The 20,739-nt window shown below is 34.2% G+C and carries 17 protein-coding genes and 1 tRNA gene; 13 read left to right on the top strand and 5 right to left on the bottom strand.

Going from position 1 to position 20,739, the window contains the following annotated elements; all coding sequences use genetic code 11:
- The first annotated feature begins 248 nt into the window (after positions 1-248).
- The 13 genes from VDP25_RS00800 (at position 249) to VDP25_RS00740 (ending at position 15,587) form a co-directional block, all read left to right on the top strand.
- A complete protein-coding gene (locus tag VDP25_RS00800) occupies positions 249-1,577 on the top strand; it encodes a DUF6252 family protein (protein WP_334465583.1) in 1,329 nt (442 codons plus the stop codon).
- Between the two features lie 226 nt (positions 1,578-1,803).
- The gene (dnaE, locus tag VDP25_RS00795) at positions 1,804-6,183 is read left to right on the top strand and encodes a DNA polymerase III subunit alpha (protein WP_334465579.1); all 4,380 of its coding nucleotides are present in this window, start codon (positions 1,804-1,806) and stop codon (positions 6,181-6,183) included.
- A gap of 196 nt (positions 6,184-6,379) precedes the next feature.
- Positions 6,380-6,931, top strand: coding sequence for a TetR/AcrR family transcriptional regulator (locus VDP25_RS00790; RefSeq protein ID WP_334465576.1), 552 nt, complete (start codon positions 6,380-6,382; stop codon positions 6,929-6,931).
- A gap of 52 nt (positions 6,932-6,983) precedes the next feature.
- Positions 6,984-7,844, top strand: coding sequence for an SDR family oxidoreductase (locus VDP25_RS00785; RefSeq protein WP_334465573.1), 861 nt, complete (start codon positions 6,984-6,986; stop codon positions 7,842-7,844).
- Between the two features lie 9 nt (positions 7,845-7,853).
- The gene (locus VDP25_RS00780; RefSeq protein WP_334465570.1) at positions 7,854-8,207 is read left to right on the top strand and encodes a DoxX family protein; all 354 of its coding nucleotides are present in this window, start codon (positions 7,854-7,856) and stop codon (positions 8,205-8,207) included.
- A gap of 104 nt (positions 8,208-8,311) precedes the next feature.
- Positions 8,312-8,665, top strand: coding sequence for an SdpI family protein (locus VDP25_RS00775; RefSeq protein WP_334465568.1), 354 nt, complete (start codon positions 8,312-8,314; stop codon positions 8,663-8,665).
- A gap of 139 nt (positions 8,666-8,804) precedes the next feature.
- Positions 8,805-9,368 (top strand): TetR/AcrR family transcriptional regulator, encoded by a 564-nt coding sequence (locus tag VDP25_RS00770; RefSeq protein ID WP_334465566.1) that lies wholly within the window; start codon positions 8,805-8,807, stop codon positions 9,366-9,368.
- 62 nt (positions 9,369-9,430) lie between these two features.
- Entirely contained in the window at positions 9,431-10,177 is a 747-nt protein-coding gene (locus VDP25_RS00765) for an SDR family NAD(P)-dependent oxidoreductase (RefSeq protein ID WP_334465563.1), read from the top strand.
- Positions 10,178-10,284: 107 nt separating this feature from the next.
- Positions 10,285-11,253, top strand: coding sequence for an alpha/beta fold hydrolase (locus VDP25_RS00760; RefSeq protein ID WP_334465560.1), 969 nt, complete (start codon positions 10,285-10,287; stop codon positions 11,251-11,253).
- 274 nt (positions 11,254-11,527) lie between these two features.
- The gene (gene trxA / locus VDP25_RS00755) at positions 11,528-11,845 is read left to right on the top strand and encodes a thioredoxin (RefSeq protein ID WP_020898224.1); all 318 of its coding nucleotides are present in this window, start codon (positions 11,528-11,530) and stop codon (positions 11,843-11,845) included.
- A 136-nt stretch (positions 11,846-11,981) separates the two neighbouring features.
- Positions 11,982-14,471 (top strand): chondroitinase-B domain-containing protein, encoded by a 2,490-nt coding sequence (locus VDP25_RS00750; protein ID WP_334465554.1) that lies wholly within the window; start codon positions 11,982-11,984, stop codon positions 14,469-14,471.
- Positions 14,472-14,507: 36 nt separating this feature from the next.
- A complete protein-coding gene (locus VDP25_RS00745) occupies positions 14,508-15,437 on the top strand; it encodes a DUF58 domain-containing protein (RefSeq protein ID WP_334465551.1) in 930 nt (309 codons plus the stop codon).
- 76 nt (positions 15,438-15,513) lie between these two features.
- Positions 15,514-15,587: transfer RNA gene (locus tag VDP25_RS00740), tRNA-Asp, on the top strand.
- Positions 15,588-15,867: 280 nt separating this feature from the next.
- Here VDP25_RS00740 and VDP25_RS00735 read toward each other — a convergent pair.
- The 5 genes from VDP25_RS00735 to VDP25_RS00715 all read right to left on the bottom strand — a co-directional run bounded on the left by VDP25_RS00735 (position 15,868) and on the right by VDP25_RS00715 (position 20,153).
- The gene (locus tag VDP25_RS00735; RefSeq protein ID WP_334465548.1) at positions 15,868-16,626 is read right to left on the bottom strand and encodes a hypothetical protein; all 759 of its coding nucleotides are present in this window, start codon (positions 16,624-16,626) and stop codon (positions 15,868-15,870) included.
- Between the two features lie 218 nt (positions 16,627-16,844).
- Entirely contained in the window at positions 16,845-17,789 is a 945-nt protein-coding gene (locus VDP25_RS00730) for a hypothetical protein (RefSeq protein ID WP_334465545.1), read from the bottom strand.
- A gap of 5 nt (positions 17,790-17,794) precedes the next feature.
- Positions 17,795-18,703: a DUF6175 family protein gene (locus VDP25_RS00725; protein ID WP_334465543.1), complete on the bottom strand. Its 909-nt coding sequence runs from the start codon at positions 18,701-18,703 to the stop codon at positions 17,795-17,797.
- Between the two features lie 2 nt (positions 18,704-18,705).
- On the bottom strand, positions 18,706-19,197 hold the full coding sequence (locus VDP25_RS00720) for a hypothetical protein (RefSeq protein ID WP_334465540.1): 492 nt from the start codon (positions 19,195-19,197) through the stop codon (positions 18,706-18,708).
- Between the two features lie 53 nt (positions 19,198-19,250).
- Entirely contained in the window at positions 19,251-20,153 is a 903-nt protein-coding gene (locus tag VDP25_RS00715; protein ID WP_334465537.1) for a CsgG/HfaB family protein, read from the bottom strand.
- Positions 20,154-20,739 lie beyond the last annotated feature (586 nt).

Raw genomic sequence — 20,739 nt, 5'->3', positions numbered from 1 at the left:
ATATATTTTTTTAATAATCAATACTTTAATTTAAGTGTTTATTGAGGTGTCCTTTAGAGATAAGATCATCAAAATTATGGAGTTAATAAGTTTAAAGATTAAATGCAGGACAATTCATTTTAACTAAAAGAACTCCACTTTAGCTAAAAGAAAAACTAAGTTGGGCATAGTATGAAAAAAAATTATACTTTTGATAATTCTGTTTCGTTATATTTGAAGCAAAGATTAAAAAAATTACTCTTTAAAAGATGAAAAAATTTACCCTTATAACTCTTGTTTTTTTAACATTATTTGGCTGTGGAGACGAAGTGCAGTTTAATTCACCTGCAATTCAGGGCTCTTATGATAATCAATTTTGGAGAGCAAAATCTTTCGGAGCTAGCATAGATGCAACAGGTGCCTTAACGATTAAAGGAATAAATAATGCTGAAACCTTAGAATTGTTTTTGCCTTCTGCATCAATTAATGTAGATGGATATATTTTAGGTGATGTAGAATCAATTGAAGCGAGATTTACCAAAGCAGATGGAACTGTATATTCTACTAACAATTCTAATGGAACATCTCCTGATTATGAGGATTATGGTGAAATAAGGCTTACAGAAATATTAAATAATACCTTTACGGGTACATTTCGTTTTAATGCCTATAGTGCTTCTGGTGATGTTGTCAATTTTACAGGATCTACTCATGATGTAGAACAATCTACGGGAGATCCTATCTATGGCGGAATATTCTATAAAGTACCTTTGTTATCGGGTTCTATTCCTACAAACCCTATCGTTTGTGCAGATGTTGAAGATTTGGCAAATGAAGCTGAAGGAGCATACGAAGCAGCAACTTCAAGTGATTTAGAATTTATAATTAAAGCAGATTTTGAAGCCGCTTGTAATAATTACATAGCAGCATTAAATGTTCAACGTAATTATTGTGGTGATCCAGATGGTTCTATACAAGAAATGATAGATAATTTAGGAAACTGTGTGATGTCTTGTGAAGATGCTATTCATAATGTTACTGAAGCAGAGTCGCAATATATTACTGCAACTATTGGTAACTTTAATGAAAAGTGTGCACAGTATTTATTCTACCTTCAAGAGCAAATTGAAATATGTGGAGATGCCGATGGAAGTATTCAGGAAGAAATTGATGCTTTAGATTGTGCAGATGATGATAATGATGGAGTACCAAATGTGTTTGAAGATTTTAACGGAGATGGTGATTTAACAAACGATGATACAGATGGAGATGGTATTCCTAACTATTTAGATGATGACGATGATGGTGATGGTGTTTTAACTATCGATGAAGCTAAAGATGAAGATGGAAATCCTATTGATACAGACGGAGATGGTGATGTGAATTATTTAGATAATGATGATGATGGCGATGGCTTATTCTCAAACTACGAAACTGGAGATACAGACGGAGATGGTGTACCAGATTATCTGGATAATGACGATGATGGTGATTCTATATTAACTTTAAACGAAAATGCAGATCCAAATGGTGATGGTAATCCTGATGATGCGGTTGATACCGATGGCAATGGAATACCAGATTATTTACAACCATAAATTAATTCTGATATAAAAATAGATAAGCGTTACTCGTTACGAGTGACGCTTTTTTTATGTTCAAAACTCTTTGTAATTTCATTTCAGAAAAGTGCAAATTCTATGTAATTTTATAAGCTAACTTTTTGAAGACTATAATTGTAATTTTTGCTGATTATAAGCGTTTTATGCTTTAGTGTCCTTGCAGTAAAAACACACGATTTAATAATAAACGACAGAACAACGCATGTACTTAATATTCGATACAGAAACCACAGGATTACCAAAACGCTGGGATGCACCAATTACTGATACCGATAATTGGCCAAGATGTATTCAAATTGCTTGGCAATTGCATGATGGTATGGGGAATTGTATCGAGCATCAAGATTATTTGGTACAACCAGACGGGTTTAATATTCCTTATGATGCCGAAAAAATTCACGGCATTTCAACGGAATTAGCACAAGAACAAGGGGTGCCACTAGCTGAAGTTTTAGAAAAGTTTAATGCTGCTTTATCTAAAACGAAATTTGTTGTTGGTCAGAATGTAAAGTTCGATTTAAATATTATGGGTGCAGAATTTGTACGTGAAAACGTTACAAATCCACTTCAAGAATTACCTGTTTTAGATACCTGTACAGAACACACAGCAAGCTTATGTCAATTGCCAGGTGGACGTTACGGAAAGTTTAAATTACCAACCTTAACGGAGTTACATGAGTATTTGTTTAATAAGCCTTTTTCTGAAGCACACAACGCCACAGCCGATGTTGAAGCTACTACACGTTGTTTTTTAGAATTAATACGACGTAAACAATATACCAAGGAAGAGCTCGATGTCGAGCCAGAATATTTTGAGAAGTTTACGCAAGAAAATCCTGCAGAGATTCAACTTATTGGCTTAAAACATATCAATCTTAAGCGGGAAAGTGCAAAGATTAATGCACGTCTGCAAAAAGAACAAGCCACACCTGTAACCATTGATAAAGAAGCGGCATCACAAATTAAGGATGTCGATTTTGCGCATTTGCATAACCATTCGCAGTATTCCATTCTTCAATCAACAATTAGTGTGAAAGATCTCGTGGCTGCAGCAGCTAGAGAAGGCATGCCAGCCGTAGCTTTAACCGATCACGGAAACATGATGGGCGCCTTTCACTTTGTAACGGCTGTTTCCAATCATAATAAAGGAGTAAAAGCACAACACAAACAAGCAGAAGAAGCCGGATTAGAAAAGAAAGGTAAAATTATAAAACCAATTATTGGTTGTGAGTTTTTTGTATGTGAAAATCATGCAGACAAAACCAGAAAAGATAATGGCTATCAAATTGTATTGATGGCAAAAAATAAAAAAGGCTATCACAATTTAGCAAAATTGTCTTCGGCTGCCTTTACAGACGGGTTTTATTACGTCCCAAGAATTGATAAAAAACTGATAGAACAGTACAAAGAAGATTTAATCTGTTTAACAGGAAACCTCTATGGTGAAGTGCCAAGTAAGGTTTTAAATGTTGGAGAAAATCAGGCAGAAGAAGCCTTGTTATGGTGGAAAGAAACGTTTCAAGATGATTTGTATGTTGAAATAATGCGTCACAATCAAGAAGACGAAAACCGTGTAAATCCGGTATTGATTAAATTGGCAAAAAAGCATGATGTTAAATTGGTAGCAACCAATAATACCTATTATGTCGATCAAGAAAATGCCAATGCCCACGATATTTTATTGTGTGTAAAAGATGGAGAAAAACAGGCGACGCCAATTGGTCGTGGTCGTGGTTATCGTTACGGTTTGCCAAATCAGGAATATTACTTTAAGTCTACAGAAGAGATGAAAGCACTCTTTAGAGATGTGCCTGAGGCGATTGTGAATATTCAGGAAGTAGTCGATAAGATTGAGCCTTACGAATTAGCGCGAGATGTATTATTACCTGCTTTCGATATACCTGATGAATTTAAATTTGAAGAAGATTTAGTCGATAATGGCAAACGCGGTGAAAATGCCTTTTTACGGCATTTAACGTATAAAGGAGCCAAAATTCGTTATGGTGAAATTACACCAAAAATTGAAGAACGTCTCGATTTTGAGTTAAGCGTTATTGAAAAAACAGGGTATCCAGGATATTTCTTAATTGTAGAAGACTTTATTCGCGAAGCTAGAAAAATGGACGTTTCCGTAGGACCTGGTCGTGGATCTGCAGCAGGTTCGGTGGTTGCCTATTGTTTGTGGATTACCAATATTGATCCGATTAAGTACGATTTACTTTTTGAGCGTTTCTTAAATCCAGATCGTGTAAGTATGCCTGATATTGATATCGATTTTGATGATGAAGGTCGAGGTCGTGTTATGCAATATGTAATTGATAAATATGGCGCCAATCAAGTTGCGCAAATTATTACTTACGGTACCATGGCGGCAAAATCGTCGATTAGAGATACAGCCAGAGTTTTAGATTTACCCTTAAATGAAGCCGATCATATTGCCAAACTAATTCCGTTGATGTCTAAACTCGGAAAGATTTTTGGACTTTCGGAAAAGGAATTAGCAAGTAAATTTAGGGCTGAAGATTTAGAAAAAATTAATGAACTGCTTAATATTTCTGATGGTGACGACCTACAAGCCGAAACCATTAACCAAGCTAGAATCTTAGAAGGCTCGGTTCGTAATACCGGAATTCACGCTTGTGGTGTAATTATAACACCAAGTGATATTACCAATTATGTGCCAGTATCCTTAGCAAAGGATTCTGATTTGTATGTGACCCAATTTGATAACTCTGTTGTTGAGGATGCCGGATTGTTGAAGATGGATTTCTTGGGATTAAAAACCTTGACCTTAATTAAGGACACGGTAAAAATTGTAAAAGCCAAGCATGGTATCTTGCTCGATCCAGAGAATTTTCCTTTGGATGACGTCAAAACATACGAATTATTCCAACGCGGTGAAACGGTTGGTGTATTCCAGTATGAATCGCCTGGCATGCAAAAACACATGAAGAATCTAAAGCCAACGGTTTTTGATGATTTAATTGCCATGAACGCCTTGTATCGTCCTGGTCCAATGGAATATATTCCAAGTTTCATTGCACGTAAACATGGTGATGAAGAGATTGTGTACGATTTACCAGAAATGGAAGAGTACCTTAAAGAAACTTACGGAATTACAGTTTACCAAGAGCAAGTAATGCTACTGTCTCAAAAATTGGCCGATTTTACTAAAGGTGAAGCCGATGTCTTGAGGAAAGCCATGGGTAAAAAGCAGATTGCGGTTTTGGATAAAATGAAACCAAAATTCATTGAGCAAGCTGGTGCTAAAGGTTTAGACAAAACAAAACTAGAGAAAATCTGGAAGGATTGGGAAGCCTTTGCGAGTTACGCCTTTAACAAGTCGCATTCTACATGTTATGCATGGATTGCGTACCAAACCGCCTATTTAAAAGCGCATTATCCAGCAGAATATATGGCAGCGGTATTATCCAATAACATGAACGATATTAAATCTGTAACCTTCTTTATGGAAGAGTGTAAACGGATGCGATTACCGGTTTTAGGTCCAGATGTTAATGAGAGTTTTTATAAGTTCTCGGTAAATAAAGATAATGCCGTTCGTTTTGGAATGGGAGCCATAAAAGGGGTTGGTCATGGAGCGGTTCAGACTATTGTAGAAAACAGAAAAGAAGGAGGACCTTATAAATCTATTTTCGATTTAGCTAAGCGTATCGATTTGCGAGCAGCCAACAAAAAAGCATTTGAAGGCCTTGCTAATGCTGGCGGATTTGATTGTTGGTCAGATACACATAGAGCACAATATTTTGCAGACGATGGTGATGGAATTACCTTTTTAGAAAAAGCGGTTAAATATGGTGCCAAACATCAGGAGAATGAAAACTCAGCTCAGGTCAGTTTGTTTGGTGAAGCTAGTGATGTGCAAATTGCAGAACCCGTTGTACCACCGTGTGAAGATTGGGGAACGATGGAGAAATTATCGCGAGAACGCGAAGTGGTTGGTATTTATATTTCAGGCCATCCCTTAGATGATTTTGCTATTGAAATGAAGACTTTTTGTAACGGAGTGGTGGCGCATTTTAATGATTTGGAAGCTATTGTAAATAAGGAAGTTACTTTTGGAGGTGTTGTTACAGATGTACAGCATCGTGTAAGTAAACAAGGTAAAGGTTGGGCTATTTTTACGATTGAAGATTATACCGACAGTTTTGAATTCAGAATTTTTGGAGAAGACTATTTAAAGTTTAGACACTTCTTTGTTATCAATTCTTTTGTTTATGTCAGAGCTTTTGTACGTGAAGGTTGGGTCAATAGAGATACTGGTAAAAAAGGAGAACCACGAATTCAGTTTAATAATTTTCAGTTGCTGCATGATGTGATGGATACTTATGCTAAAAAATTATCCATTCAATTAAATATTAGAGATTTAGAAAAGGAAACAGTTTCTGTGTTATATGACTTAATAAAATTCCATGAAGGCAATCAAACTCTAAATTTTGTAGTCTATGATAATGCTGAAAAGATAAAAGTGCAGATGCCAAGCCGAAAAAATAAAGTCAAAATTTCACAACAGCTGTTAAATAGTTTGAAGGAGCATGATATAATGTATAAGTTGAATTAGTATTTGAAATGAACACGAAAATGGAAGAATCTTTTTATTATTAAATCAATAAACTATAAAAGATTATTTGACGAAAAGGTTTTATCTATAAATCTAAATTTCGTTTTTCATGATTCCATTTTCGATTAACACATTAAATTTAAGAAATCTACAGTATTATTTGGAATATTCATTCCAATATATTTATATTTGCAACGTGAATAAAAAAGAGGCTATATTATCATCTGCACTTATACTGCTTACAGAGAAAGGAGTTCATAATACACCAATGTCTGCTATTGCAAAAGCTGCCGGGACAGGAATGGGAACAATTTATAACTATTTCCCTAACAAAGAGTCCTTAATCAATGAGATTTATGTAAATATAAAGGCCAAAGAAAAATCAGTGTTTTTAGATTTTGATGTAGAGCAACCAATAAAAACACAATTTGAAAATTATCTAAGGTCTATTATTGATTTTTTTATTGCAAATCCTACTTATTTTAAATTTATGGAGCAATTACAAGCGTCTCCAATTATTACTAAAGAAAGTAGAGAAGAAGGAGGGAAATCTGTTGCTCCAGTTCATGAACTATTAGTTAAAGGTCAACAAGAGCGCATTATTAAAGCTATAGAATTAGACGAAATATTAATGTTTATTGGTGGTGCTGTTTTGGCTTATTTAAGATGGTATTTTCACCAATCAGAAACAAAAACGACATCCCTTAAAAATCAAACACAAATGGTTTGGGACGCCATTAAAGAATAAAAAAAATTTATCTAATAATTGGAATGAATATTCATTCCATAAAATAATAATTATGAAAAAAAATGTATTAATTACAGGAACATCAACAGGAGTAGGGTTTGAAGCTTCAATGCTATTTGCTAAGAATAATTATAAGGTTTATGCTACAATGCGAAACCTAAAAAAAGCTGACCAACTCAAAAAGAAAATAGAAGAAGAAAATTTGGATATTGAGTTACTTCCTTTAGATGTCACTAAAATTGACTCCATTACTTCTGCGGTTGAGACCATTATAGAAAAAGATGGTAAAATAGATGTGCTGGTTAATAATGCAGGAGCCGGATTTGCCAAAACAACTGAACAATCTACAGAAGATGAAATTAGATGGGTGACTGAAGTGAATTATCACGGAGTGGTATTCTGTACACAAGCAGTGCTGCCTTATATGAGAAAACAAAAGAGTGGTCAAATCATAAGTATTACGTCTGTTGGTGGTTTAGTAGGACAGCCATTTAACGAATTGTATTGTGGAGCAAAGTTTGCCGTAGAAGGTTTTATGGAAGGTTTAGCAACTTATGTCAGTGATGCTTTCAATATTAAAATCACTTGTGTAGAACCAGGAGGAATTGCTACAGAATTTATGACGTCTGCCATCGAAAAAACCGCTGTTGAAGGTCAATTTGCAACAGGAGAATACCAACCAATCTTTGAACGATATATGGCAGGAAATCAAAAACGAGCAAATGAAAGTGAAAATCAAGTGTATCAAACAGGAGCTGAGGTTGCAGAAGTGGTTTTAAATGTCGCACAGCATGAACAGCCACCACTGCGAATTAGAACCTCAAAATGGGCTGAAGATTTTTGTGAACTAAAAACGCAAGCCGATCCAGATGGCACTAAGATTGTTAATCAGTTAAAGGCAAGTTTTTTATAAGCAATTCGTATGAAAACAATATACTGGATATCTACAGGCATCATTTCTGCATTTCTATTGTTAAGTTCGTATTCTTATCTATTTAGTAAAAGTACTATAGATGGCATTAAAGCATTGGGTTTTCCTGACTATTTTAGGATAGAGTTGGCAGTACTAAAAAGTATAGCAGCCATTATATTAGTACTGCCATTTGTATCCTCGCAGTTAAAAGAATGGACTTATGCTGGCGTTGGATTATTCCTAGTAACGGCATTAGTTGCACATGTTAAGCATAAGGATTCCATCTTTATAATATTATTGCTCTTTGTTTTAATGGGGATTTTAATAGTTTCAAATATTTATATGCATAAATATCTAAAATAAATACGATGGTAATAATGCATACAAAAATAACGGTTCAGCTATTCAAACGATATTAAATTTTATACATTTATGGTCAGGGCCAAGCCTAAAAATTAGTGCATCATATGTTATTCGAAAACCCATTATTTTTAATTCCATTTAGTAGTGGACTCATCTTTTGTATCGTAGGATGTTTTATGTACAAATTTCCACCAAAGAAGATCAATAGCATCTATGGCTATAGAACAGCAAGCTCTATGAAAAATCAACTGAGATGGGATTTTGCACAACTATATGCCTCCAAACAAATGATAAAGTACGGACTGCTACTTTCAATGGTTGGACTCATAGGTCTGGTATATCAACCCACTGAAGGGATTTCTACAATTTTAGGTCTGGGTTTAATGATTGTAATGGTTATTCTATTGATTTTTAGAGTTGAGAATAAGATAAAAGAAAGGTTTCAAGATACAGAATGAATGACATCCCAATACATTTAAAAGCCATTTGATGGCGTTTTAAAACGAAGATAGTTCTCTAATGCATGTGTTTTTTTGATTGTAATAAATAAAATAGACAGACTTGTCTGTTTTTAAAAATAATTGATATATTTGCATCATGAAACATGCCGAAGTAAAACATAGAATTATAGAAACGGCCTCATTTTTATTTTATAAGAATGGGTATAATTCTACAGGTATTAATCAAATTATTGCCGAAGCAGGCATTGCTAAGGCAACCCTTTACAATCATTTTAAATCTAAAGAAGCGATTTGTCTGGCATATCTTCAATATAAGAATAGCCATTTTCTAGAGAATTTAAAAAATTTCACAAGGTCAAAACCCAAAGGAATAGCACAGATTTTAGCCCTATTCGATTTCCTTCAACTGTTTTATCAGGACAAAGATTTTAATGGGTGTTGGTGTATAAAAACGGTTTCAGAAATTCCAAAAGACAATGAGATCATTCGAAATGAAATTCAATCTCAAAAAAATGATTTCATTACACGTATCGCAACACTAATCACAAACAATTTAGAAGATATTAAAAGTGAAGAAGTAAATTCACTAGCAAGACAAATTTACTTACTCTATGAAAGTGCTGTTGGAGAAAGCCACCTACATCAAGAAGACTGGCCTATTCTTGAGTCTAAAAATTTATGTAAAAAAATAATCGTTTAAAAAAATTTGAATATAAAAAGACAGACTTGTCTGTCTGTAATCAGTAATTAAATAAAAATGCAATGAAAGAATTTGAAAACAAAGTAGCCTTAGTTGTTGGCGGCACAAGTGGAATAGGTAATGCAACTGCAAATGCCTTATTAGAAGGAGGAGCAACAGTACATGTTGTAGGTAGAAATACCGATAAAATTGCCGATGCACCAAATTTGGTTAAACACACGGCAAACATCTCTAACACGACTGAAGTAGACGCTTTAATCGCAAAAATAGATGGTTTAGATAACTTAGACTATTTGGTAAACGCCTCAGGAATTTTTGGTCCTAAACCTTTTTTAGATCATACGATGGAAGATTATAATTCGTATTTAGATTTAAACAGAGGTTTCTTTTTTATCACACAAAGTGCTGTTAAAAAGATGAAAGCAACTCAAGGTGGTGCTATCGTCAATGTAGGTTCTATGTGGGCAAAACAAGCTGTTAAAGCAACACCATCTACAGCCTATTCTATGCAAAAAGCAGGTTTACATTCGCTAACACAACATTTAGCGATGGAATTAGCAGAAGATAATATTCGCGTCAATGCCGTGTCTCCGGCTTTAGTAAATACTCCTGTGTATCACGGTGTTTTTGGAGGTGAAGACGCAGCTAAAGAAGCATTGGTTGGCTTTAATGGGTTTCATCCTATAGGTCGTTTTGGTGAATCGGAAGATGTTGCCAATAGTATTGTATTCTTATTGTCAGACAAAGCGGCTTGGGTAACAGGTGCGATTTGGGATACCGATGGTGGTGTTATGGCTGGTAGAAATTAAAAGCATACAATAATTACTAAGTCATAACTTATTTCTATTTAGGTTATGACTTTTCTATTCCTCAAGTCTCAAAATACTTTTGATGCTTAAATTAGACGAAATATAACATGAAGCAATTTGTAATAATTTTATTGTTATCATTAGCCTTATTGGGCTGTGAGACTAAATCAGGCGACACTAAAAAACAGTTCTTTTTACCACCAGCGACGACTTATAATTATGTAACCATTGATAGTGTAAAACTGTTTTATAGAGAAGCAGGAGACAAAAATAACCCAACCATAGTTTTATTGCATGGTTATCCCTCGTCCTCACATTCGTATAGAAACCTTATTCCTATGTTGGCAACACATTACCATGTTGTAGCACCAGACAATTTAGGGTCGGGTTACAGTACCCATTTAGATCCCACAACGACAACATACACTTTTGATCTATTGGCAGATTATACGCAGCAGTTAATGGATACGCTTCAAATTAAAAGCTATGTGATGTATATGCAAGATTTTGGAGCTCCTGTGGGCTATCGCATGATGATGAAAAATCCAAAACGCATTCAAGCTTTAATTGTTCAGAATGCGAATGCGTATTTAGACGGTTTAACGCCTCAACGACAAGATTTTTTTAGAACGGCACAAACAGATACGTCAGAAGCCAAATACAAATTTTTATATCGTTTAACAGGTAAAGATGCTATAATAAACCAGCAGTATTTGTTTGATTTAGAAGCTTCAAATAGCAATATACAAAGTCCGGATGCGTGGACACATGATTTGGCATTTCTAAAATCTGAAAGTGATAGAGAAATTCAGGTACAGCTCTTTCAAGATTACAATACCAATTTAATTCGGTATCCGAAATGGCAAACCATGTTAAGCGAACAGCAACCAAAAACCCTAATTGTTTGGGGGAAAAAGGATTTGAAATTTAACGCGTATGGTGCGAAGGCTTATTTAAGAGATTTACCCAATGCGGAGTTACACCTATTGGATGCTGGGCATTTTGCTGCAGAAGAAAAAACAAGAGATATCGCAAAGCTGATTTTAGCATTTTTGTCTAAGAATGTTATAGAATAACAATTTATATAGATTTGACTTAAAGCTTAATAAATACGCAGAATTTGCGCAAAGGATGGTAGCGGCATCCTTTTTTGCCATTAAAAGCAAAAAAGATATAGCGGACAGCCTGGTTTATGCGCCCAAAAAAGTGCATATATAAGTCGTCTATGTGGCTATAACCAAAACATATACAGCCATTGTAAGGTTTGCCAAATATTTTGACTAATTTTGCAGTTGCACCAATAGAAAGGTGCTTCAAAAACGAATTACAAAACAATTAAAAATAAATATTATGGCATTAGAAATAACAGATGCAAATTTTGAAGAGACAGTATTAAAAAGTGATAAACCAGTAGTAGTTGATTTTTGGGCTGCTTGGTGTGGACCTTGTCGTATGGTTGGACCAATCATTGATGAAATTAGCACAGAATACGAAGGTAAAGCTGTAGTTGGTAAAGTAGATGTTGATGCAAACCAAGAATTTGCTGCTAAGTATGGTGTTAGAAACATACCTACAGTATTGGTTTTTCAAGGAGGTGAAGTTGTTGGTCGCCAAGTTGGAGTTGCACCTAAAAAAGCTTATTCAGACGCTATCGACGCCCTTTTGTAATCGATACCAAATAAGATGTTTAATCCTAAAAATAGACCATATCATTTTTAGGATTAAACATTAAATTCTTTCTTCTTTTTAGTAGGGTTTTTTATAATTGATTTATTTTTATAAAAATTATTCTTAATCCTATACCATGATTTCTAAAATCACTCTTTTTAATATTTTATGTTTTCTGGCTTGTTGGTTTGGGAATGCTCAAATTGCTTCAGTTGAAGCTATTCAAAACGCTCTAGATTCTGCCGTAGAAGGCTCTGTTATTACCATTGAAAATGGAACCTATAGTAATGGTGATTTTTCTATTGAAGCCAATGGATCTTTTTCCAACCGTATAATTATACAAGCAGAAACACCAGGCGGAGTTATATTTGATAACTGCCGTATTAAAATGGGGGGTTCTTATATTACTTTAACAGGAATTATTTTTACAGGAACGTACACGTTTAGCCAATTTGGTGCCAATTCGTATGTAATTTCGTTTAAAAATGTTTCCGAATGTTCTCATTGTAAAGTCTCACAGGTTAAAATAGATGATTATAATCCACCATCAAATACCAGTGATTTTAGATGGATTAGAGTTTATGGTCAAGACAATGAAATTAGTTATAACACTTTAATCAATAAAGATTGTTTGGGTTCTATGATTTTTAATCAAAGAACAACTGGTATTGAAGACCGAATGAAAATTCATCATAACTATTTTGCCTATAGAAATCAAGTGGGCCTAGCAGATGAATATAACGATGTGGATGTAATTAGAATTGGTGATAGTAGTCAGTCCTTATCCGATTCGTCGTCTGAAGTTTATGATAATTATTTTTATGAAGTCAAAGGTGGTGAACCTGAAATTATTGCTAATAAAAGCGGAAATAACCAATATTACAGAAATACATTTGAAAATTATTTAGGCGCATTATCACTAAGACATGGTAATGGCTGTTCGGTTTATAATAACTTCTTTTTAAATGATGGTAAAACCGCGTCTTATTTTAATGGAGGAATTCGTGTTATTGGCGAAGATCATCGTATTTATAACAATTACATACAAGGCACAAACGCTACCAAACAAAATTCATCGAGTAAAAGTGGAGCGCTTGGAGCTATAAACATTTCGGCTACACAAGCCAATAACGATCAGCTGAATGGTTATGGTCCTATTCATAATCTAATGGTGGTTAATAATACAATTGTAGATTGTGATTTAGGACTTCGTATAGGAGTAGATTCAGGAGGCTCTGGTCAAAATGTCGCACCAAATGATATTACCGTAGCAAATAATCTTATTGTAGATTGTGAGGTATATATTGAAACCGAAAGACCTGCAACCAATTCTGTTTTTGAAGGGAATATGTATGATTCAGGAACAGGAGATACGACTGAAGGTTTTATAATAGGTTCAGGTTTTTTAGATACCAATTTAAATGCTAACGGAGTATATTCAATAGTAGCTGCAAGTCCTGCCATTAATGGCTCTATAGGAACTTATGGCGAAACACTTTTTTCAAATGACGTTTTTGGAGGTCTAAGATCTGGTGTTTATGATGTTGGTGCTCAGGAATATGGGGCTTCAATAACTCACAGACCTTTTAATCAAAGTGATGTTGGTGTAAGCGTAGGTTTTGGTGCATCTGAAGGCTCGCTTTTAATGGCTTCTGAGTCATTGTTAGTTTATGCGGGAGTTGGAGGTGATATTACAGTAGATATTTTTACAGAATCTGATACCAACTGGACACTAATAGAGAATCTATCTTGGATTACTTTAAGTGCTAATGCTGGTACAGGAGAAGGAAGTATTACGATAACAGCTTTAGACAATGTTAACGGAACGGATAGGGTAGGAACGATTACATTAGTTGGAAATAATGGAGCAAACCCTGTTGTAATCACAGTAACACAATCTGCAGAATCCTTTATTCCAGAAGAAATAGTTGTGGGTTCAGCTCTTGGAGTGGGAACAGAAACAGGAAAAGATAATGTCGCAACCGAGTTTGCTTATGACAATGTGTACCCCATTACAAGTGGTTATTACTGGTCTGCAAATCCTGCAGTTGGAGAAGCGTCCATAACGTTTGATTTATCATGTAATCATACGTTAACCGAAATAGGTGTCTACTTTTTAAAATCGGATGAGAGAACAACAAATTTTGATCTATCTATTGCTGTTGATGGCAGTAGTACATTTACACCTGTTTTAACCAATCAAAATAGTAGTATTGCGCCTATAACTACAGAACAATTGTTTAGCTTAGAAGATACAGTGGCACGCTACGTAAAAATAACCGGCAATGGTAATAGTTCTGCAACTTCAGATTGGGTAAGTATTATAGAGGTCAATATTTATGGAGAAACTGTTTGTAATGATAGTTTAAGTACTTCTGAATTAGAATACGATTTGAGTAATCAAATTCAGGTGTTTCCTGTTCCAGTAGGAAAAGAAGAATTGACGATTACATCTTCTAAAATTGAAATAGGAGTTTTTCAAATATTTAATAGTTTAGGGCAAAAAGTGATAGTGCGTAACGCGGGTAATTCAAAAAATGTTACCGTAAATGTCGCCCACTTAAAACAAGGAGTGTATTTTGTCGTTCTAGAAGGAATTGGTACTATAAAATTTGTGAAGTATTAATTCAGAAAATGAAGCATGATATTTTAAATTAATTAAATGAATTTACAAGAAGAACTCAATAAGGCAGGAGGATTTAAAAATCTTGAATTGCTAGCAAAACAAGTCGTTGAAGGCTTTATTGCTGGAATGCATAAAAGTCCGTTTCATGGATTCTCTGCTGAGTTTGCTGAGCATAAAATTTACAATCCAGGAGAGAGCACTAAACATATAGATTGGAAACTCTATGCGAAAACAGACCGTTTGTATACTAAACGTTATGATGAGGAAACCAATTTACGCTGTCATATTATATTAGATAATAGTAGTTCTATGCATTATCCGGAAACGGCAGGAACGCATATAGACCATCTTAATAAAATTGCATTCTCAGCTTTAGCAAGTGCGTCTTTAATGCATATTCTAAAAAAGCAGCGTGATGCTGTTGGTTTGAGTATTTACAGTGACAACTACGATTTTTATGCTCCAGAAAAGGGGAGTGAGCGTCATCATCAAATGTTATTACATAAATTAAGTGACGCTGTAGTTTCTAAACCTGAGACTAAAACAACAGAAACATACAGATATTTGCATCAGATTGCCGAAAAAATTCATCGTCGTTCCTTAATTTTTGTGTTTACAGATATGTTTCAAACGTCAGAAGATGACGAAAAACTGTTTGAAGCATTACGACATTTAAAGCATAATAAGCATGAAGTAGTCTTATTTCATGTTTTTGATAAAGAAAAAGAATTGTCTTTTGATTTTGATAACAGGCCCAAACGATTTATCGATGTGGAGACTGGAGATCATATTAATTTGTATGCAGATAATATTAAACATACTTATGAAAAAGCTGTAAAAGAATACTTTACGAACTTGAAACTAAGGTGTGGTCAGTACAGAATTAAGTATGTAGAAGCTAATATTAATGCTGGATTTGACAACATATTGACGACTTATATGATAGAGCGTCAAAAATTTATTTAAAATATTTTTTATTTTTTTAGTTTTTTGTTTGTCAAATTAAAAATGCGATGTATATTTGCCCTCGCAATTAAGCAACGGTCTGGTAGTTCAGCTGGTTAGAATGTCGCCCTGTCACGGCGAAGGTCGCGGGTTCGAGTCCCGTCCAGACCGCTAAAATTGCAAAAAGAAGCTTCAAGAAATTGAGGCTTTTTTTTAGCGATTAAAAGACGTTGTGTTGTTCCAAGAGAGATCTTGGAAGTAGTTTACCAAAGCAATTTGGTATTCCAATGAAAGGCTTTCCTTTTTTCTGAATAAGAAGATTGGGATGCTTTTTTGTTTTAGGAAGGTTTTAAAGTCGTTCTAATACAATTCTCTTTTGATACAGATGCAAGAAGAGACCTAAAACATTTAAGTCTCTTCTTAAAATTTTGACGAGCTTGTACCTTTAGTTTTAATCTATCAATTTACCGTGCTCTGTTAGGACGACCTGGTCGTTTTTTAGAACCTCAAGTGTAACTTCGGGAGCATCGTCTTTAGATATACTATTTCTGTAAATGTTGTAGGTGTATATTCCGTTTATAAACGTAATAGCGTAATTACCACCATTGCCTTGGAATTCATAGTCTCCGTCATTCAATATTAAATCGGGTTTTGAAGCTTGGTTCTCAGTAACTTTCCAGGATGCATATCTGTAGGTGTGATTAGCGAGTTGGTCTATTCTAATGAGGTAGTTTTTAGTCTTTAGTTTAAAGATTGGGTTTTCAAATGTTTTTAAGGAGTTGTGTAGGTTTTCTTTTTCTTCGGCTATTAGTGCTGCTCTTTTCTTTTTTTCAAGCTCGCTTTGGTGGTTTACAGTTTTTATTTTTCCGTTAGCGCTATCAATCCAAATTATACCATCATCTAACATTAAACCTCTCCAACCAATTTCTTCCCACTGATCTAGTGTTGAGTTTGCAATTAGTGCTACAAGTGTATCGTCAAAAACTTCAGAGAAGCGCAGTTTAAAATCGGCTTCGCTTTTAATGCTTGGTATGGGATATGTTCTTTCTAAGGGATAATTTATGAGCTTGGCTAATTGGTCTGTGTTTTTGGTTTTAAACAAGCTTATTATAGTGTTTATGTGGGCGTTTTTTTGTGTGTCAAGGGGTTTGCTCTGCGTAAAACCTATTGAGGTAATACATATTAATAGCGCTAAGAATTTGAACTTCATAATTTGGAATTTTTAAAAATATTAAACTTATACGTATAGATGGTTTATGGTTGCAGTTGTGGTTTTATATCAATAATAGTATTTAAGATTGCTGCTGTTTGAGAGGTTAAAATCAATACAAATTTGAGTGATAAGCACTAGTGAATTTGTAAATAAGCAAAGCCGACTCTAAATATGAATTGAGCCGGCTTTGCGTTGAATTAATAGACTTACTTAAATTATTTTTGAATGAAATCGAGATTTAAAATGTTGGCTAATGAGGCTAACATTCTAGTCTTTTCTATATATGACATTTTAGAGAACTTCTCTTTATCTTCCTCGTGAGAAGGTATAAATGCTTTAGCATCCTCTTTGTTTATTAGCTCCTTTACTTCTTGAGCCATTTTTATCGCTTCAGGATAACACGAGCTTTCCGAATCAATGTATATTAAACTAAATAAGGTTGAAGAATAATCCTTATATGATTTTTGAATACGTGCATGTTCAAGTATTTTTTTACAATTTGAATCTCTGTTATCTGTATAAATATTGGTGATTAAGCGTTCTGCATCAGCAAAACAACTCATATTTTCTGGAATGTACTTTAGCAACCCATAAGCCTTTTTGTATTCTTTCCTTTGAATATGAGTGTTAGCTGATTTAAGAATTTTAGCACAATTTTTTTCGTAATAAGCTAAAATATTCGCTTCAGCCTTTGTAAAAAAGTTTTGGAATTTTTGGCCTGAAGTTTTTATTTGCTTGATTGCTTTTGTTATTGCTTTTTCTGTGTCCTTATCGGTAACTATTATCGTTGTTTTAAACTGATTAAATGGAGTTTGACTTTCTGCATTTATAATTGATAAATGCATTGCGATTTTAACGACTTTGACTGTTTCAATATCTCCAGCATTTCTTATGTCTACCACTTCGATGTAAGGAACAATATCAAAGGGAGCCTGGCTAGAGAGGAAGTGGTTCCCTTCGTTAAGTATGCCTCCCTGCTTGTAGCTCCCTTCGATTTTTTGTTCCAGCAATCTGTAATGTGCTTTAGTGACACTGCTTTTGGTTTTTGTATCTGGCATTTTATAACTAAAGTTAATGGCACTGTAATCTTGACCAAATCCTAAAGTGCTTGAGAAAGCAAAAGCCAAAAACAAAAACAAAGTATATGTTGTGCGATGCATAAATACTATTTAATTGTAATAAACAAGTTCTGTCCTTTTATATTTCTAGAGGCTGAAACGTTATTAGCTTTTAGGAATCTAATGAGTTCACTTGCAAATCTATTTGGGTTATACGGTCTACCTGTTTCTTGATTAAAAAGTGGTATTCTTACCTCATTAAAAGCCATGGATTTCTCTGAGATTCCAGCTAAGTTAGCTCTTCCTTTATAGGCGTTTGTATAAATCCAGTCTTCAATAGCTTCATTTAAGAAGTCGCCGTCGCCTACTTCACTATCAAAATCAATTTCAGCATCTTCATGCAAATTGAGCTCAATTTTAATAGCACGTCCTATTTCTCTAATTTCATCTGTTTTTTCAAGAAGCATATTTAAAAACTCTTCTCTAATGCGGTCGTAGGCTTTTTCGATTAATTTATCATAATCTTTAGTGTTAAAACGACCGCTATTTTCTGATTGATTAGAGAAACTAGCTCCTGTGTGGGTTTCAAATGCTTGAAGTACTAAGGTTACACTTGCGGATCCAGAATCATCGGTTGTAAGTTGTGTGTCTACCTGCACATAAATATCAGTACCAGACCCAGCGATTAAATCGGCTTTAAAGTCTGCTTGCCTATCTATTTGAAAAGCACGATTAGACTCGGCAGCTCTTAGATTTGCAACAAAATCTACTGTCGTCCATCCACGTTGGTCAAAGGATTGTTTAACCATGGACATTGCAGAGCGAATGTATGGATTGTCGTCTAAGATTTTTCTAATGTCTTCACCTTCTTTAGTATAAGGTACAACCATTAATTTGGCTTGTGCTCTTGCGACTTCATCACTTTTAGTTGCTTCAATTTGAGCAAACGTTGAAAAGGTTTGAAAACAGCAGATCACTATTACTATTGTTCTTAAAAGATATGTTGTTTTAGTCATAATTAAAATCCTATTTTATTTAAAATTTTGTTGCGTTCTAAGTCTCTTCTTAAAAGATTGTAGTTAAGTTTAAACGTAGATGCTGCAGTTATACATTGTTTAGTTGCATCTTCACAATCAAAGTATTCTACTTGGTTACTTGTGATGTATTGTTTGTAGCCTGATTTGTAAAACTGATCAAAAAATGCTTTGTTCTCCGTTTCAACGCGTTTTCCTTTTTTAATCATTGGGTTTTTCATATCTGTTCCTGGAAAGCCTATGTATAATAAATGTCGTATTGCTTTTTTTTGTGCGTTGTCTATGGCGTCTTGCTTTACTCTAAATTCATCACTAGATCCTAGTAAGGTTACAATGCCTTGGGTGTCATGCTCAATAAGTTGAGATGTTGAATATGGGTTAACCGACAATTCTGGTAATTCCGACGATTGTAAGCCTGAACGGCAGCTTGTTACTAGGATGGTTACAAGAATTGATAATAAGTAAATGTTTTTCATAATGTTAAGATTTAAAGGTTATTGGTTTGTTATAATGGTTATTGATTTGTTATTTATCTCACTAAGACTCCTAGGGGTTGTCCATTTTTAACGGCCTTTTTAATGTCTTTTTGGTTGTTTATTAAAGTGGCTACAGAAAAGTTTTGGTCATCTACTCTAATGACCCAAGCAGAACCAACGACTTCATTTCTTTCTATTTCCTTATCGCCCATAGTGATTGTAGAGGTTTTTACCACATCTATAATCTGACCAGCTTGCACTCCTGCGGCAGTTCCTGCTCCAAATGTAAATTCATGCTTTTCTTTCTTTTTCCAACCAATGATGTTAGCTGGTAACGGAAAAAGAGCTCTTGTGGCTTTAATGATATTATCACTTAATGGTATTAAAGCAAGATTAAAAGCTTCTGAGCTTGTGCTAGAAGAATCTAATAATAGCTTTTCTTTTTCTTCTAATCTTTTGTATTCGTCTTTAGAATAGTAAGGCTTTATTACTTTTTTAATGTCCTTGTTAAAAGGTGTAAATACAGAATTCACAGTTTCTGTGTGCAAGATTTCGCCAGTAGAAACGTCTAGCATTCTAATTTGAATATTAATGGTGGATGTCCATTTATTTTTCTTAATCTCAGAATTACTAATAGCAATAATGCTTCCGTCAACTAAATAACTAGCTCCTTTACCAAGACCTTCTGCAACGGTATTTTCGCTATCCATAAAAGCTTCTGTTCTTTGAAGTTTCTTTTCTTTTTCAATTTCTTCTAATTTTTCTCTATCCACCACCGTGAATCTTTTAGAAGAGACAAAGCCATTGATAACTGTTTCTTGAATTATTTTGGCTTCATTGCTACTAATGGATTGTTCGTCATAAGACATCGGAAGAAATGCAATAGTGGTTTTGTTTTGAGCTTTAATAGCTAAAGCAGCAAACAGAAGACATAAAAAGGTAATTGTATTTTTCATATTTATATTATGTTAGAATTGGTGTATTTTTTAAAATTTTTGCATTAATGATTTAGCTTTATTCTTTAGGCTAAACTAGGCGTCTTTATCTGTAAGACGCCACTTATTCCTTGTCAAGAGCTATCAGATCTTGAAAGTTTGCGTATAGATTTCTTGTTTTTGAATAATTGTTTTAATTGACCCGAGATTTCAAATCTTTAAGTTGTTAATGGGTCTTTTTAAGCTGAAATAGCTTTTTATAAGTCTGGAAGTGCTTTCATGTTTTAAAAGATATAGGTTCATTGTGATTTAATTTGGTTGAGGCAAATATGATTTGATTTTTCAATAAAACGGAAAAAATGACGGGTAGTAAGCGTGTAGTTTTGAAAACTACCCATGGGGTAGTGTGTTATTGTGTGTTGATTTTTAGGTGTTTAGGCTTGGTTTGGTTGTGCTGGGGATTCTTTTGTGTGTCGTGTTTTGTGTTTTTATTTTATGAAAAACTCAGCTTTTTTGATGTAATTATATCGATGAAAGCTGTAAAAAATAGGTTGAAATCATCATTTTTGATAGTTATTGATTACAAAAATGATACGTTATTTTGGTG

The organism is Winogradskyella sp. ECml5-4 (genome assembly GCF_036903175.1).
Taxonomy (GTDB): domain Bacteria; phylum Bacteroidota; class Bacteroidia; order Flavobacteriales; family Flavobacteriaceae; genus Winogradskyella; species Winogradskyella damuponensis.
Note: the sequence above shows the minus strand (reverse complement) of the source record. Positions and strands in the feature narration are given on the sequence as shown.

Excerpts from the sequence above, each read along its gene's own strand:
- VDP25_RS00800 (WP_334465583.1), top strand. The coding sequence starts at position 249 with ATGAAAAAATTTACCCTTATAACTCTTGTTTTTTTAACATTATTTGGC.
- dnaE (WP_334465579.1), top strand. The coding sequence starts at position 1,804 with ATGTACTTAATATTCGATACAGAAACCACAGGATTACCAAAACGCTGG.
- VDP25_RS00785 (WP_334465573.1), top strand. The coding sequence starts at position 6,984 with ATGAAAAAAAATGTATTAATTACAGGAACATCAACAGGAGTAGGGTTT.
- VDP25_RS00780 (WP_334465570.1), top strand. The coding sequence starts at position 7,854 with ATGAAAACAATATACTGGATATCTACAGGCATCATTTCTGCATTTCTA.
- VDP25_RS00775 (WP_334465568.1), top strand. The coding sequence starts at position 8,312 with ATGTTATTCGAAAACCCATTATTTTTAATTCCATTTAGTAGTGGACTC.
- VDP25_RS00770 (WP_334465566.1), top strand. The coding sequence starts at position 8,805 with ATGAAACATGCCGAAGTAAAACATAGAATTATAGAAACGGCCTCATTT.
- VDP25_RS00765 (WP_334465563.1), top strand. The coding sequence starts at position 9,431 with ATGAAAGAATTTGAAAACAAAGTAGCCTTAGTTGTTGGCGGCACAAGT.
- VDP25_RS00760 (WP_334465560.1), top strand. The coding sequence starts at position 10,285 with ATGAAGCAATTTGTAATAATTTTATTGTTATCATTAGCCTTATTGGGC.
- trxA (WP_020898224.1), top strand. The coding sequence starts at position 11,528 with ATGGCATTAGAAATAACAGATGCAAATTTTGAAGAGACAGTATTAAAA.
- VDP25_RS00750 (WP_334465554.1), top strand. The coding sequence starts at position 11,982 with ATGATTTCTAAAATCACTCTTTTTAATATTTTATGTTTTCTGGCTTGT.
- VDP25_RS00745 (WP_334465551.1), top strand. The coding sequence starts at position 14,508 with ATGAATTTACAAGAAGAACTCAATAAGGCAGGAGGATTTAAAAATCTT.
- VDP25_RS00735 (WP_334465548.1), bottom strand. The coding sequence starts at position 16,626 with ATGAAGTTCAAATTCTTAGCGCTATTAATATGTATTACCTCAATAGGT.
- VDP25_RS00730 (WP_334465545.1), bottom strand. The coding sequence starts at position 17,789 with ATGCATCGCACAACATATACTTTGTTTTTGTTTTTGGCTTTTGCTTTC.
- VDP25_RS00725 (WP_334465543.1), bottom strand. The coding sequence starts at position 18,703 with ATGACTAAAACAACATATCTTTTAAGAACAATAGTAATAGTGATCTGC.
- VDP25_RS00720 (WP_334465540.1), bottom strand. The coding sequence starts at position 19,197 with ATGAAAAACATTTACTTATTATCAATTCTTGTAACCATCCTAGTAACA.
- VDP25_RS00715 (WP_334465537.1), bottom strand. The coding sequence starts at position 20,153 with ATGAAAAATACAATTACCTTTTTATGTCTTCTGTTTGCTGCTTTAGCT.